Origin of the sequence: Clostridium sp. D46t1_190503_E9 (assembly GCF_015555225.1) — a bacterium.
GTDB lineage: Bacteria > Bacillota > Clostridia > Clostridiales > Clostridiaceae > Clostridium.
In genome coordinates, this window is sequence record NZ_JADNKB010000004.1 from 175,493 (window position 1) to 191,701 (window position 16,209).

The 16,209-nt window shown below is 28.5% G+C and carries 14 protein-coding genes and 1 pseudogene; 14 read left to right on the forward strand and 1 reads right to left on the reverse strand.

The annotated features are described in order from the left end of the window. The first annotated feature begins 102 nt into the window (after nt 1-102). From I2E83_RS06215 to I2E83_RS06240, 6 genes and pseudogenes are all read left to right on the forward strand, one after another. Nucleotides 103-1,092, forward strand: coding sequence for an ABC transporter substrate-binding protein (locus I2E83_RS06215; RefSeq protein ID WP_195263734.1), 990 nt, complete (start codon nt 103-105; stop codon nt 1,090-1,092). A 96-nt stretch (nt 1,093-1,188) separates the two neighbouring features. Beyond that, nucleotides 1,189-2,703 (forward strand): sugar ABC transporter ATP-binding protein, encoded by a 1,515-nt coding sequence (locus I2E83_RS06220; protein ID WP_195429056.1) that lies wholly within the window; start codon nt 1,189-1,191, stop codon nt 2,701-2,703. 1 nt (nt 2,704) lies between these two features. Next, complete coding sequence (locus tag I2E83_RS06225) at nt 2,705-3,790, forward strand: ABC transporter permease (RefSeq protein ID WP_195263736.1); 1,086 nt, start codon at nt 2,705-2,707, stop codon at nt 3,788-3,790. Then, nucleotides 3,744-4,736, forward strand: a complete 993-nt coding sequence (gene yjfF, locus I2E83_RS06230; RefSeq protein ID WP_257445673.1) for a galactofuranose ABC transporter, permease protein YjfF — start codon at nt 3,744-3,746, stop codon at nt 4,734-4,736. Before I2E83_RS06225 ends, yjfF begins: the two co-directional genes overlap by 47 nt. Nucleotides 4,737-5,079: 343 nt before the next feature. Further along, nucleotides 5,080-5,397, forward strand: coding sequence for a nucleotidyltransferase domain-containing protein (locus I2E83_RS06235; RefSeq protein ID WP_195429058.1), 318 nt, complete (start codon nt 5,080-5,082; stop codon nt 5,395-5,397). Nucleotides 5,398-5,407: 10 nt separating this feature from the next. After that, nucleotides 5,408-5,779: pseudogene (locus I2E83_RS06240) on the forward strand (HI0074 family nucleotidyltransferase substrate-binding subunit). Between the two features lie 58 nt (nt 5,780-5,837). On the opposite strand, the gene I2E83_RS06245 reads toward I2E83_RS06240, so the two are convergent. Beyond that, nucleotides 5,838-6,527, reverse strand: coding sequence for a TM2 domain-containing protein (locus I2E83_RS06245; protein ID WP_195429060.1), 690 nt, complete (start codon nt 6,525-6,527; stop codon nt 5,838-5,840). 300 nt (nt 6,528-6,827) lie between these two features. Here I2E83_RS06245 and yhfZ point away from each other — a divergent pair, with 300 nt between their 5' ends. The 8 genes from yhfZ (at nt 6,828) to I2E83_RS06285 (ending at nt 15,865) form a co-directional block, all read left to right on the forward strand. After that, complete coding sequence (yhfZ, locus tag I2E83_RS06250) at nt 6,828-7,754, forward strand: GntR family transcriptional regulator YhfZ (protein WP_195429063.1); 927 nt, start codon at nt 6,828-6,830, stop codon at nt 7,752-7,754. Between the two features lie 50 nt (nt 7,755-7,804). Next, nucleotides 7,805-8,149, forward strand: coding sequence for a PRD domain-containing protein (locus I2E83_RS06255; RefSeq protein WP_195263741.1), 345 nt, complete (start codon nt 7,805-7,807; stop codon nt 8,147-8,149). Between the two features lie 376 nt (nt 8,150-8,525). Next, nucleotides 8,526-8,882: a DUF2620 domain-containing protein gene (locus I2E83_RS06260; RefSeq protein WP_195429065.1), complete on the forward strand. Its 357-nt coding sequence runs from the start codon at nt 8,526-8,528 to the stop codon at nt 8,880-8,882. Between the two features lie 306 nt (nt 8,883-9,188). Next, a complete protein-coding gene (locus tag I2E83_RS06265; protein ID WP_195263743.1) occupies nt 9,189-10,475 on the forward strand; it encodes a YhfT family protein in 1,287 nt (428 codons plus the stop codon). 409 nt (nt 10,476-10,884) lie between these two features. Continuing rightward, nucleotides 10,885-11,760 (forward strand): TatD family hydrolase, encoded by an 876-nt coding sequence (locus tag I2E83_RS06270; RefSeq protein WP_195263744.1) that lies wholly within the window; start codon nt 10,885-10,887, stop codon nt 11,758-11,760. A gap of 11 nt (nt 11,761-11,771) precedes the next feature. Then, a complete protein-coding gene (locus I2E83_RS06275; RefSeq protein ID WP_195429067.1) occupies nt 11,772-12,881 on the forward strand; it encodes an aminotransferase class V-fold PLP-dependent enzyme in 1,110 nt (369 codons plus the stop codon). 12 nt (nt 12,882-12,893) lie between these two features. Next, a complete protein-coding gene (locus tag I2E83_RS06280) occupies nt 12,894-14,057 on the forward strand; it encodes a YhfX family PLP-dependent enzyme (protein ID WP_195429068.1) in 1,164 nt (387 codons plus the stop codon). Nucleotides 14,058-14,656: 599 nt separating this feature from the next. Continuing rightward, complete coding sequence (locus I2E83_RS06285; protein WP_195429070.1) at nt 14,657-15,865, forward strand: phosphopentomutase; 1,209 nt, start codon at nt 14,657-14,659, stop codon at nt 15,863-15,865. The last annotated feature ends 344 nt before the right edge of the window (nt 15,866-16,209 follow it).

Sequence of the window (16,209 nt, forward strand, 5' to 3'; positions counted from 1 at the left end):
AAATTTATAAATTATACTTTTTTATTGTAAATACATTTTATGGGAATAGGATTAAAATTTAATTGTAATCGTAATCAAAAAGGTTTATGAGGGGGATTTAAAATGAAATTTAAAAAGTTATTATCTTTAGTACTTGCTGGAGCAATGGCTCTTTCCATTGGATGTTCTGGCGGAGGAGATAAGGTAAAAGAAGAAGGAAAAGGAGAATCTGGAGGAGATAAGAAAATAGTTGTAGGTTATGCACAATTAGGCGCAGAAAGTGAATGGAGAACTGCATGTACTAATTCTATTAAGGAGGAAGCTGAAAAGAGGGGAATAGAACTAAAATTTTCTGATGCACAACAAAAACAAGAAAATCAAATTAAGTCAATTCGTTCTTTTATAGCACAGGGGGTAGATGTTATAGGTGTATCTCCAGTTGTTGAATCTGGATGGGAAACTGTTTTTAAAGAAGTTAAGGATGCAGGTATTCCATTAGTATTAGTTGATAGAAAGGCAGATGTTTCAGAAGATCTTTATACTTGTTATTTAGGTTCTGATTTCGTAGAAGAAGGAAAAAAAGCTGTAGATGAACTTGCTAAATTAATAAATTCAAAGGGAAATATAGTTGAGCTTCAAGGAACTGTAGGATCTTCAGCAGCAGTTGGAAGACAAGAAGGATTTTTAGCGGGATTAAAAGAAAAATATCCAGATATAAAAATTATTAAGTCTCAAACTGGTGATTTTACAAGAGCTAAAGGTAAAGAAGTTATGGAAGCTTTCTTAAAATCAGATGGTGAAAATATAGATGCTTTATTTGCACATAATGATGATATGGCAATAGGAGCTATTCAAGCTATTGAAGAGTATGGTAAAAAGCCAGGTGAAGATATAAAGATTGTTTCAGTTGATGCAGTTAAGGGTGCTTTTGAAGCTATGATAGCTGGAAAGTTAAATGTTACAGTTGAATGTAACCCACTACTTGGACCACAATTCTTTGATGTTTGTGAAGATATAGTTGCAGGTAAAGATGTTACTAAATATATACCATCAGAAGAAGGTGTATTTAGACAAGATACAGCAGCACAAGATTTACCAAACAGAAAATATTAATTTTAATTAATTTTCTTTAATTTAATGTGAGCTGTTGCATCTAATAATTTATATTTGCAACAGCTTATGTTAAATCTGAAAAAAGGAGATGTAGCTATGAAAGAAAAAGATATATTACTTAAAATGAATAATATAAGCATAGAATTTCCAGGAGTTAAGGCATTAGATAAAGTTAATTTCACTTTAAATAGTGGAGAAATACATGCATTAATGGGAGAAAATGGAGCAGGTAAATCAACTTTAATTAAAGTATTAACAGGAGTTGAAAAGCTAGATAGTGGAGAAATAATTTTTTTAGGAGATAAAATAAACCCAAAATCAACATATGAAGCTCAAGTGCTGGGGATTAGCACAGTATATCAAGAAGTAAACTTATGCAGTAACATATCTGTAGCAGAAAATATATTTATTGGAAGAGAACCAATGAGGTTTGGAACAATTAATTGGAAAGAGATGAATAGAAGAGCAAGTTTAGCTATGAAAAAGTTAAATATAGATATTGATGTAACAAAAAGTTTAGATAGTTATTCTATTGCTATTCAACAAATGGTGGCAATTGCAAGAGCAGTTGATATTGAAGCTAAAATATTGATTTTGGACGAGCCAACAGCTAGTCTAGATGAAAAAGAAGTTGAAAAGTTATTTGAAATAATGAGAAGTTTGAAATCTCAAGGTATAGGAATAATATTTGTTACTCACTTTTTAGATCAAGTATATGAAGTTACAGATAAAATTACAGTTTTAAGAAATGGAAAGCTAGTTGGAGAGTATAAAACTAGTGAATTATCAAAGGTTCAGTTAGTAGGAAAAATGATTGGAAAAGATTATGGTGAGATAAATTCAAATATCAAGCCAGTTGAGAATATAAAAGATGAAAGCGAAAGAGAAATTTTATTAGAGGCAGTAAATTTAGGGAAAAAGAATGTTTTAAAGCCTTTTGATACTGTTATTTATAAGGGAGAAGTACTTGGATTAGCTGGGTTATTAGGTTCTGGTAGAACTGAACTTGTTAATTTATTATTTGGAATAGAAAAGGCAGATACAGGTGAGATAATTATAAATGATAAGAAAAGTAAAATAAATAACCCTCTAGAAGCAATGAAAAATGGAATTGCATATTGTCCAGAGGATAGAAAAAAGGAAGGTATAATACCTAATTTAACTATAAGAGAAAATATTACTTTAGCTTTACAAGTAAAAAGAGGCTGGTTTAAATATATTCCAATTAAAGAGCAAGAGAAAATTGCAAAAGAGTATATTAAACTTTTAGATATTAAGACTCCATCTACAGAAAAACTTGTAAAAGAATTAAGTGGGGGAAATCAACAAAAGGTTATTTTGGCAAGATGGTTATTAACAAGACCTAAGCTTTTAATTTTAGATGAACCTACAAGGGGAATAGATATTGGAACAAAAGCTGAAATTCAAAAGTTAGTATTAGATTTAGCAAGGCAAGGTATATCAGTAATATTTATTTCTTCAGAATTAGATGAAATGCTAAGAACTTGTAGTAGATTAATAGTTTTAAGAGATAGGATTAAAATTAAGGAACTTATGGATCAGGACTTAGAAACTAATATTATTATGAATACTATAGCAGGAGGTAATTAATATGAATGCATTAAAAAGTATAAAAAAACATCAAATATTTTGGCCTCTTGTAGCACTATTTTTAGTTCTATTATTTAATTTATTTTTTACTCCAGGTTTTTTCAAAATAGAAATGAAGGATGGTCATTTGTTTGGTAGTCTTATAGATATCATTAATAGAGGAGCACCTTTAATGATTTTATCAATAGGTTTAACTCTAGTAATAGCAACTTCAGGTACAGATATTTCAGTTGGATCTGTAATTGCAATTACAGCAGCTGTAGTTGCTAGTTTAATTGGCGGGCAAATGAGTTTTGTAGATGGAGTTCAAGAATATGTTAGTTTAATTCCAATGCCTTTAGCAATTATTATTGGATTATTATTAGCATCTCTTCTTGGTTTTTGGAATGGTATATTGATAGGAAAAATAAAGATTCAACCAATTATTGCAACTATGATATTGATGGTTGCTGGTAGGGGAATAGCTCAGCTTATAACAAAGGCTCAAATAATTACAATCTACTATAAACCATACTTCTTTTTTGGAGGAGGATATTTATTTGGATTACCATTTTCTATTTATATAGTAGCAGCTTGTCTCTTAATTGTAATGCTTCTTGTTAAGAAAACTGCATTTGGATTATTTGTAGAATCTTCAGGATGTAGTTCAGAAGCAAGTAGATACGTGGGAATTAAAGTTGATTGGATTAAGGTTTGTGTTTATACAATATCAGGTTTATGCGCAGGTATTGCAGCAGTATTATTAAGCTCAAATATTAAATGTGCTGATGCAAACAATTTAGGGTTATATATAGAACTTGATGCTATTTTAGCAGTAGCTATTGGGGGAAACTCTATGTCTGGAGGTAAGTTTTCTATTCCTTGTAGTATAGTTGGAGCATTGATAATTCAAAGTTTAACAACTACTATATACTCTTTTGGAGTTCCACCTGAAGTAACTTTAGTTGTAAAAGCTTTAGTTGTAATAGTTATTTGTTTATTACAATCTGAAGAATTTAGAGCTATCTTTAGGAATTTCTTTGATAAGAATAGGAGGGTTAATAGTGAAAAACTTACTAGTATTGAAAAACAAAATATTACAAACTAAATACTTACCTATATTTGTGACAGTAGTTTTATTTATAGTTTTATGTGCTTTTGGAGCTTTTAAGTACACTGGGTTCTTTAGATTACAAACATTTTTAAATCTACTTATTGATAATTCATTTTTACTTATAACAGCCATTGGTATTACATTTGTACTTATTACTGGAGGGATAGATATATCTGTTGGAGCTGTAATTGCTTTTGTATGTATGTTATCTGCATACCTCCTTGAAAATAAAGGGTGGAATCCGTGGGTAGTTATCATGCTTATGCTTATAATAGGCTGTATTTTTGGAACGATTATGGGAGTTTTAGTTACAAAGTTTAAAATTCAGCCATTCATAGCAACATTAGCAGGAATGTTTCTGGCTAGAGGATTATGTTACCTTGTAAGTATAGATACTATAACTATTACTAATGAAACTTATGCGAAAATAAGTCAAGCTAGAATTAAAATTGGTAATGGGTTTATTTCCTGGAGTGTAGTTATTGCTTTAATAGTTTTAGTATTAGCAATATATATTTTACAATATACAAAGTTTGGAAGAACAATATATGCTATAGGTGGAAATGAGCAATCTGCAAGACTTATGGGACTACCTGTTGATAGAACAAAAATTTTAGTTTATACCTTAAGTGGATTTTGTTCAGCACTTGCTGGAGTTGTATTTAGCTTTTATATGTTATCAGGTTACGGACAGCATACGGTTGGACTAGAAATGGATGCAATTGCATCAGCTGTAATAGGTGGAATAATGCTAACAGGTGGAGTTGGATATGTATTTGGAACTTTACTTGGAGTACTAACACAAGGAGTTATACAAACAATAATAACCTTTGAAGGAACATTAAGCTCTTGGTGGACAAAGATTGTTGTAGCGGCACTTTTATGCTTATTTATAATACTGCAAAGAGTATTTATTATTATAAAGGATAGGAAAGCATAGATACTTTTTAATGAATAGATAATTTTTAATGAAAGAATTAAGAAATATAGATTATCAAATTAAACAAGAACTCATAATAAGCAGTTATATATGAGTTCTTGTTTTTATAATTTAAGAGATAATTTAAGAGTTAGTTTTATGAGTAATAGAATACTTTTTATTTTAGTAATTGCTAAGTATTAAAGTGAAAATAGAGATAATGTGAATAGTATAGATATTTTATTAATCTTGAATTAATTATATAATATTAGTATCATTATTAATTATACAATGTTAGTATTTATAAAACGTTATATGAAATATAATTATAGATATAATTTTTTAATGTGAAAGAGGTGATTGTTTGCTTAATAAAATAGACTATAATTTAGATGAAGATATTATAGAAGAAATAAAAGAAATATCTAGAAAACATCATAATATTAAAAAAGTAGTTTTATTTGGTTCAAGAGCAAGAAAAGATAATTCACCTAGAAGTGACATTGATTTAGCAATATATTCAGCCGTTGATTATTCAGATCTATTAGATTTTATAGAAGATATAGAAAATAATACTACTACCTTGCTAGAATTTGATTTTTCAAATATGAATTCAATAAAGTATGAATTATTTATTGAACAAGTAAATAAAGAAGGGATAGTTATATATGAGAAGCATTGACTTTAAATATATGAATTTAAAAAAAGCTTATTCAAGATTAAAAGAAGTCAGTGATTTATATGATGGGGAAAATGATATAATAAGAGATAGTTTAATACAAAGATTTGGATTTACTTATGAGCTAACTCATAAAACCTTAAAGGAATTTATGAAGTATTTAGGAGTTACCCTAGAGAATTAATTTCCACGTACTATTTTTAAGAAGGCATATGTGAATAATTTGATTTCAGATGATAAGGTATGGATAAATTTATTAGAAGATAGGGATTCTAAATCACACATTTATAATGAAAATATGTATAATGAAATAGCTGATAGAATAGTTAATAAATATGTTGATGCTATTGAAGAGTTAGTAGAGAACTTAGAAAAACTATTGTAAGTTTTTAGAAATAATAAATGGCCTCAGGGGTACTGCCCCTGAGGCTAAATGTTTTTATTTATAAATACTTTTGAATGAATTGTTCTTCAGGTGTAAATAAATATATAAATCCTTCAATTAAACTTATTAATTCAATAACTCCTATAATACCTGTGAAACTTAATATTAAATATATTATTCCTATCTTGTATTTTCCTAAGTAGAATTTCTGTGCACCAAATATTCCAAAGAAAATTGAAATAAAAGCTGCTATATACTTATTCTTATACCAGAAAGAAGATTTACTGGTTGCATTTAAATTACTAAAAAAAGAAATAAGAGCATTAGGTAAATAATTATTATAAGAATTAGAATAAGTAGAAGATGAATTTTTAGACGAATTTATATATTGATGCTTGTCTGATTTTATATCCTGATTATTTCTAGATTTTACATCAGAATATTGCTTAAAAGTCTTATCTTTCTTAAATAAAGATTTAAATGTTATATTTTCTATATCGTCAAAAGATTGAACTTCCTTATATAATAAATTATTATTTTCATCATAAACCTCTTTATACTTGCTATAGCGAGAATAGATATTACTTTTACTTGAACTATAATCTTTATTGTTATTAAGATTATAACTTTTACTTTTGTTTATATTACTTGAACTATCATTTTCAATAACTAAATCCTCTCCACAATGCTCACATTTATCAATAAATATTGAATCTACAGGAGATCCACAGAATGAACAATATTTCATTATTAAATCACCCTTTCATATGTATATTATAAATGAATTTTATATTATATTATATAGAATAATATTTTTATAAACATCTTCTTTAATGATTATTATTTTGGTAAATTGGTTATATTTTTGCTAAATAGATAAAGATAAAGTTTTTGAGTTTTCTGTGATTTAGGGTGATTATCTGCGGACTTAGAAAATTAGAAATTAAAATGTTTTCAGAAAGTTTGAAATTACTATTGTAAATGTAAACAAAAGATGTTATATTATAAATATACAAAATATTGTACATTTATATAAGGGAGTGGTAAATTGGACGTTCAAAGTAAGCTTATGCAAAAGCTTGGAATAGCAATTACTTCTTTAGCAGTTGAATTTTTATCTCTTAATGAAGGTGATAGAATTAAAACTGTAGCAGAGCTTGCTGAAAGTTATGAAAGTGCTAGAGGAACAATACAATCTGCTTTAAAATTTTTAAAAGATCATAATGCAATAACTTTAGAATCTAGAGGACACTTAGGAACATTTGTAAAAGATATAGATTACATAAGACTTCTAGAACTTACAGGAATAAAATCCTTAGTAGGAGTTATGCCGTTACCTTATTCTAAGAGGTATGAAGGTTTGGCAACAGGACTTTGTAAATGCCTAAATGATAGTGGAGTTAATACAAATCTAGCTTTCATGAGAGGGTCTAATCATAGATTAAAAGCTTTAGAAGATGGTAGATATGATTTTGCAGTTACTTCAAGACTAACAGCAGATTATTATTTAGAAAACAACAAGCCAATACAAATAGTTAAAACCTTTGGAGATTTTAGTTATGTTAATGAACATATAATAGTGGTTTCTAAAGAATTTAACGGTGAATTTAAAAGAGGGACAAGGGTAGGAATAGATAATTCATCTATAGATCAATTTATGTTAAGTAAAATATATTTTGAAGATATAGAAGTTGAATATGTTCCATTAAACTACAGTCAATTCATTACAGCTATAAAAGATAATAAAATAGATGCTGCTATATGGAATTTAGATGATATTGAAGATAGGAAAGATGATATGAAATTTATTCCTATAAATAGGGAGAGCAAAAATATTAAAGACACAGAAGCAGTAATAATTGCAAATAAGGACAACTCTATTGTTCCAGCACTATTTTCTAGGGTATTAAATGTAGAAGATGTGAAAGAATATCAAAGATTGGTTATGGAAAAGAAGATAATGCCTCAATATTAGAGGTATTGTTAAAATCAAAATACAAAAAAATGTACGTTGGAGGCTTTAAAATGGAATTAACATTAAGATTAGATATATTAAGAGATTCAGGACAATTATCAAAAGAAAATTACAATAAAATAATACAAGTTATAAATTATTTTGAAGAAAAAAGAGGAGTAAAGCTTTTAGAAGAAAATGCCTCAATGTTTATAACTCATTTATGTTCTGCCTTAGGAAGAATTGATGAAAATAATTTAGTAAATAAATTAGATGATGTTGTAGCACAATCCTTAAAAGAAAATGAAAATTATGATGAAGCTCTTAAAGTAGTAAAAGATTTAGAAAGTATCATAGGTGAAATTCCAGATTCAGAACTTGATTTTGTAGTTATGCATGTTTGTACATTAATATAGTTAGGGTAATCTGAAGACTAATTGTATAAGTGAGGTAGATTGTAATAAATAAATATAGCCGACTTGTATACGATTTAAAAATACGAGTATAATATGGGTTTATAATAAACATTAAGATAAAGAAATTGTATGTCACTACAGATAATGACCATGTAAGTGAAAAAATATAATTTGCAGATAATATATGAGAAAAAATATGGACAAGTAAGTTGAAACTATTAAGTAAGATTAAAAGTATATTTGAGTACGAGAGCTCAGTATGAAATTTGAGAACAAAAGCTTAAGTTTAAAGTAACTTATAAAAATTGGGAATAAAGTTATTAAAACGGAATTAATATCAATATTAAAAATTAAATTTGTATTGGAGGAATAAAAAATGAAGAAAATAGTAATAGGTGGACAAATAGACAAGCAAAGAGTAGCAGATATAACAGCAAAAATAGCAGGAGACAGAGCAACTATAGAAATAAAAAGTGATATAGAAGCAGCAATGGCAATAAAAACAGGAACAGCAGACTTTTACTTAGGAGCATGTAACACTGGTGGGGGTGGAGCACTTGCAATGGCAATAGCACTACTTGGAATGGGACAATGCGCAACAGTATCAATGCCAGGAAATATTAAGAGTGAAGCAGAAATAAAAGCAGAAGTTGAAGCAGGAAAAAAAGCATATGGATTTACAGCACAACACGCAGAAGAAGTTATACCAATAATTCTTAAATATCTACTATAAAAATAAATATTAATTTGCAAAATAGCCTTTACTTAAATCACTAAAATTTATTAGATTTTACGTGATTTAAGTAAAGATATTTTAGCAAGTTATAACTATATGCTTTCTTTAATAATATATATATCTATTAATCTATATATTTAGTAATTTGTATATTTTTAATATATGCTATAAAAAATATGCTATAAAAACTATTAGCATATGAAAGGATAGCATGCTTGTTTTAAAAAATATCAGAATTGAGAGCATATATAAATTTAGTTATTCAATAAATATCATATTATAAAATTTTAGGAGGTATTATTTATGCAATATTTAGTTGTAGCACTTTTAGGTGCATTAGCAGCAATATTATCAAATGCTGGTATAGCTGTTTTCAATGATGGATTTAGAGCCATAGTTCCAGAATACTTAGAAGGAAGAATGGACAAGAAAGCTTTAGCAGCAACATCTTTTGCAATCAGCTTTGGATTAGTTATAGGTTTTGGTATTCCAGTATCAATAGCTGCATCCATTATCTTGATTCACAGTATATTACTAGGTACTGATATCATTGGATCTTTTTGTCCAAGCGGTAAAAAAGGATTAGCTATATCAGGAGTAGTAGGAGCTCTTTATGGAGTAGGTATAGTTTATGGATTACAATTTGTAGTTGATTTATTTGCAATGTTACCAGTTAATTTCTTAGACGCATTAAAGCAAGTTGGAACTCCAATAACAGTTGCTTTTGCAGTATTCCCAGCACTTGTTGTTTCTTATCAATTTGGAATTAAAAAAGGATTTCTTACAGGAATAGTTGCTTTAATAGTTAGACAAATAACTGCAATATATGGAACTTTCACTGTAAATGGTGCTAGCGTTAAGTTAGACCAAGAAGGTATGGCATTACTTGCAGGTATGATAATAATGATTGCTTTTGCAATGCAAGAAAAACCAGATCCAAATGCTCCACAAATTGATTTAGTAGCAATTTTTGCAGAAAGAGTTAAGAAAATCAAAAAGAATTTACCTTTATTAGCATTAATGGGTGGATTAATATCAGCAGCAACTAGTCTTACTTTAGTAGCTGGAGACCCAATAAGCTTAAATCTTTTAGCAGAAGGAAAAACAACTGAAGCTGCAATGACAGCATTTGCAAGAGGTATAGGATTTATACCACTAGTTGCAACTACAGCAATTTCAACTGGAGTATATGCACCAGCAGGTATGACATTTGTATTTGTTACTGGATTTTTAATTGGAAACCCAATATTAGCATTTGTTGCAGGAGCTGCAGTAATGGCTTTAGAAATCTATTTCTTAGATGTATTAGCTAAGTTGATGGACAAGTTCCCGGGAGTTAGAAAATGTGGAGATAACATAAGAACAGCTATGAGTAAAGTATTAGAAGTAGCTTTATTAATAGGTGGTATGATGGCTGCACAAGCTATGGCACCAGGACTTGGATTATTCGTAGTAGTTGGTTTATACGTTTTAAACAAAACTTCAAAGAAACCAATAGTAGATATGGCAGTTGGTCCAGTTGGAGCAATTGGAGTTGGAGTTTTAATTAACATACTATACTTAGTTGGATTATATGTAATACCAAGTTAATCAATGGATAATTGACAATGGAAAATGGACAATTTATGTAATAACTCAGACGAGCTGAGTTATGAAAATGAGGAGTTAAAGAATGAAAAAGTAAAAGAGTTATGGAAATGATTCGGACAAGCAAGAATCCAATGAATAATAAATAATTAAAAATGGATAATTGAGATAATAACTCGAAAGAGCAAGAGGACAATTAATAATTGATAATGCACAATTGATAATTAAGGTAATAACTCAGACGAGCTGAGTTGGAACAATTGATAATTGACAATGCACAATGGATAATTAATGAATAAAATCTAAGGAGTTTAAGAAAATTTAATTTTAAATAATCCAGAACTAGCTGAATTATCCCATCTAATTGTCAATTATCAATTTTCAATTATCAATTGAACAAAGGGGTGTTTATATGAATAAGGAAATAATTTATGCACATGAGCATATTACTATAGATTTATCTGGTGTAAAAAAAGATGCAGATTGTTTTTTAAATAATAAGAAGCAAACTATTGAAGAATTTAAAGATTTAAAAGCTAAAGGAGTTTCTACTATTATAGATGTTACAAATAGAGGAATGGGTAGAAGCACTGAATATGTAGCTGAAGTTATTAATGAAACTGGATTAAATATTCTTCAATCAACTGGATATTATAAAGAACCATTTCTTCCAGAAGAGGTTTATAAAATAAATGAGAAGAAGATGGCAAATATTTTAGTAGATGAAATAATAAATGGTATAGATGAAACATCGGTAAAGGCTTCTGTAATAGGAGAAATAGGAACTAGTTTAAATAAAATAGAAGAAATGGAAAAGAAGGTTTTTGAAGCTTCATGTATGGCACATCTTGAAACTGGAGTTCCAATAATAACACATACAACACTTGGGAAATTAGGACTTGAACAAATTGAGATATTTAAAAATTTCAATGTAGATTTATCTAAGGTTACATTAAGTCATATAGATTTAAGTGGAGACTTAGAATATATGTTTAGATTATTAGATACTGGTGTAAATATAGCATTTGATACAATTGGGAAAAATAATTATCAGCCAGATGAAAAAAGAGCAGAATGGTTAAAGGCTCTTTGTGAAAGAGGATATAGCAATCAAATAGTTATGTCTATGGATATTACAAGAAAATCTCACTTTAGAGAAAATGGTGGACTTGGTTATAGTTATTTAATAGATAGCTTTCTGCCAAGATTATATGAAAATGAAATTTCTAGCAAGCATATAGAAAATATGTTAGTTAATAATATAAAAAATATTTATAACCTTAAGTAGGAGGAAGAGTTATGAGAACATACCCATTACACTCAATAAGTTTAGATGAAGCAAAAAAACTACAATTTAAAATAATAGATACAATAACAAAGCATTTTGATGGAAGAGAAGTTCTATCTTTAGGTGACTTAGGTGTTGTTAAAGGATTGAATAAACCTACTTATACTAAGAAAGTAGAAAATGTTTTTGCAGAAGTTTTTGATGCAGAAGCTGCAATATTAGTAAGAGGTGCAGGGACAGGTGCCATAAGATGGGGATTAATTAGCTTTATGGAAAGTGGAGATACAATATTAGTTCATGATGCTCCAATATATCCAACTTCAAAAGTCACTATTGAAACTATGGGACTTAAGATTATAAAAGCTAATTTTAATGATTTAAATGATGTAAAAGATGTAGTATTAAAAAATCCACATATAAAAGGGGCATTAGTTCAAAATACAAGACAAAAGATTGATGATTCTTATGACTTAGAAGAAGTTATAACTGCAATAAAAGAATCAAATTCTAATATAAAAATAATTACTGATGATAATTATGCAGCTTTAAAGGTAAAGAAAATAGGAAATCAATGTGGAGCTGATCTTGGAAGTTTTTCTTGCTTTAAGATATTAGGCCCAGAAGGCGTTGGAGTATTAATAGGAAATAAGGAACTTGTAGATAAAGTTTATTCACTAAATTACTCAGGAGGAAGCCAAGTTCAAGGTCATGAAGCTATGGAGGCATTAAGAGGACTTGTATATGCACCAGTTTCATTAGCAATTCAATCAGAGGTTAATGAGGAACTTGTAACAAGATTAAAATGTGGTGAAGTTGAAGGAGTAAAAGATGCATTCCTTGCAAATGCTCAATCAAAAGTTTTACTAGTTGAATTAAATGAAGATATAGCAGAAGAAGTTTTAGAGTTAGCTACAAAATATGGAGCAGCATCACATCCTGTAGGATCAGAATCAAAATATGAATTTGTTCCAATGATGTATAGAGTATCAGGAACGTTTAGAGCTGCTGATCCTACTCTAGAAAAAAGAATGATAAGAGTAAATCCAATGAGAAGTGGGGCAGATACAATAATAAGAATATTAAAAAGTGCAATTGAGGATGTTAAAAAAGAAATTAAGTAAGGAGGAGTAAGGATGTTTCTTGAAAAGACCATAGAAAGAAATAGGGAATTAGTTCAAGCTGCATTTAAGCTCCATAAAGAAGGAGTAATAATACCAGATACTTATGTTATTGATTTAGATACTTTAATAGAAAATGCAAAAAAGCTTAAAGATGAAGCAGATAAGTATGGTATAAAGCTTTATTTTATGACAAAACAAATAGGTAGAAATCCTCTTATTTGCAAAGAATTTATGAAGCTTGGATATGATGGAGCAGTAGTGGTAGACTTCAAAGAAGCTGAAGTCATGATAGATAACGGAATAAAGATAGGTCATGTTGGACACTTAGTTCAAATTCCTAAAGCTTTAATTGAAAAAGTAATTAAGTCTAAACCAGATTATATTACAGTTTACTCAATTGAAAAAGCAAAAGAAATTAATGAGGTTTGTGAAAAGCTTAATATAAAACAAAATATAATGCTAAGAGTCTTAGGTGAAAATGATAATTTATATTCAGGACAATATGGTGGATTTAAATTAAATGAACTTAAAAGTGTAGGAGCAGAATTAGTTAAGCTTAAAAATTTAAATTTAGCTGGTGTAACTTCATTTCCATGTTTCTTGTTTGATGAAGAAAGCAATGAAATTAAAAGAACAAATAATATAGATACAATTAAAGAAGCAAAAGACATATTAGAAAAAGAATTCAATGTAAAAATAGATCAATTAAATATGCCATCAGCTACCTGTGTTAATTCCATAAAGAAAATATATGAAGAAGGTGGAACTCACGGGGAACCAGGACATGGACTAACAGGAAGTACTCCATATCATAAATTTAATGATGGAGATGAACTTCCAGCAATGGTTTATGTAAGTGAAGTATCACACAATTTATTAGATAGAGCTTATTGCTATGGTGGAGGTCATTATAGAAGATCTCATATGGAAAATGCTTTAGTTGGAACAGATATGGATGATTCAAAAATGATTAAAGTAATTCCACCAACAGATGAAAGTATAGATTATCATTTTGAACTATCAGAAAACTGTAATGTATCAGATACAGTAATCATGGCTTTTAGAACTCAAATATTTGTTACAAGGAGCAATGTGGCAATAGTTAATGGAATAAAGAGTGGAAATCCAGAAATAGTTGGAATTTACGACTCACAAGGAAGAAGAATCAATGGATAATAGAGAATTAAACATAATGATATGTATTAACTTTCCGATTTTTATATAATATCGAATACAATTCTAAATTTAAGATATCTAAGATGGCTAAATTTTTATAACTCGCTGCGCTCAAACAATAAAAATTCTTAACGCCATCTTAGATATCTTAAATAAGAATTGTAGTTTCTCATTATAATAAAATCTCCAATTTAATACATATCATTAATGAGGCTAATTCTTCAATTAATAATTTTAAGTGAGAAATATAAGTTGGCGAAGATAAATGAAACATACCTAGTTATATTGGACTTTATATTCGCAATTTATAATTATTGATTATAAAACTGAATAAATAATTAGAGGAAAAGAAATGGATGATGAGGATGGGATAATACCACAACCTTGTGCTGAAGTTTCTTTTAATTATAAGTGAAGAAAATGAAAAGTTACTAGTGAAAGAGTTTCGTAAAAGGGCATTAATGAACTTTGAATAGAAAGTGCTTTACAGCTATAGTTTAAGTTTTGCGTAGCAAAACAACATTAATTCTTTCATTTTTAAATTTTTTCATTCTTTCATTAATAAATTGTATTCACAATTTAAAAAGGAGGAAATTAATATGGGAAAATTTATTGTAATTGTACTTGATGGTTTTGGAATTGGAGAAATGGATGATGTTAAAGAAACAAGACCTCAGGATATAAATTCAAATACTTGTCTTCATATTTTGGAAAGAAGAAAAGATGTAACTTTACCAAATCTTGAAAAGTTAGGTCTTATTAATATATTAGGAACAGAAATAAATGGAATGAAGGAAAATCCGCATGCAACGTTTGGAAAGGGAAAGTTAACTCATTTTGGAGCAGATACTTTCTTTGGACATCAAGAAATAATGGGAACAAAACCAAAGATGCCATTTAGAGAACCTATTAAAAATAAAATAGAAGCTATATATAATGCAATAAAGGAAGCAGGATATAAAGTTTATTATAAGGAAGGTAAGAAAGAAAAGTATTTAGTAGTTGAAGATGCTCTTACTGTTGCAGATAATATAGAATGTGATTTAGGCCAAGCCTTTAATATAACATCAGCCTTAGGTTTAATACCTTTTAGTAAGGTGTTAGAAATTGGTCATATAGTTAGATCTATTGCAACAGTTCCTAGAGTTATAACTTTTGGAGGAAAAGGAATTACTTTAGAAGATATATTAAATGCAGAAGAAGAAAAAGATGGTGGATATATAGGAATAAATGCACCTAAGTCAGGTGTTTATAATGAAGGATACGAATGTATACACTTAGGATATGGAGTTAATCCAAATACACAAGTATCAACAATATTATCTGAAGAAAATGTACCAGTTTACTTATTGGGAAAAGTGGCAGATGTAGTTATAAATGAAAAAGGTACAAGTATACCTATGGTAGATACAGAAAAGGTATTGAAGAGGACAATAGAAATATCTAAAGAAGTAAAAGAAGGATTTATATGCTGTAATGTACAAGAAACAGATTTATCAGGGCATGCTGAAAATGTTGATAGATATGCAGAAAAACTTCAAATTGCAGATAAGCTTATAGGTGAGCTTATAGGGACAGTAAAAGATAATGATATATTACTAGTAATGGCAGATCACGGAAATGATCCAACAATAGGACATAGCAAGCACACAAGAGAAATGGTTCCGCTTATGATTTATGGAAAAAATATAAAAGAAGGATTCGTAGGTGTAAGAGAAACACTTTCAGATGTGGGAGCAACAGTTGCAGATTACTTTAAAGTAAAGGCACCTGAAAATGGAACAAGTTTTTTAAGCAAACTATTATAGAATTTTTAAATAAGTAGTTTAAGATTTTAATATAAAGATTATATAGGAGATTGTTTTGTAAAGGCTATATAAATAATTTACAAATTTCCAAATAGAGATTATGTAAATTGCGATTATGTGAATAAAGATAATGTGAATAAAGATAATATGAATAAGATTATTTAAATAAAGATTATGTGAATTAAGATTATGTGAATTAAGATTTAGATATAGAGTTTATAGGTAATTTGAAATATCAAAAGATAAAAATAAACATAGAAGAAGCATAAGAAATAAACAATAAATAAAAACTAAATAATTTTATATAATGGAGAAGTTAAAATAAGGAAATTGAATATTAAAGA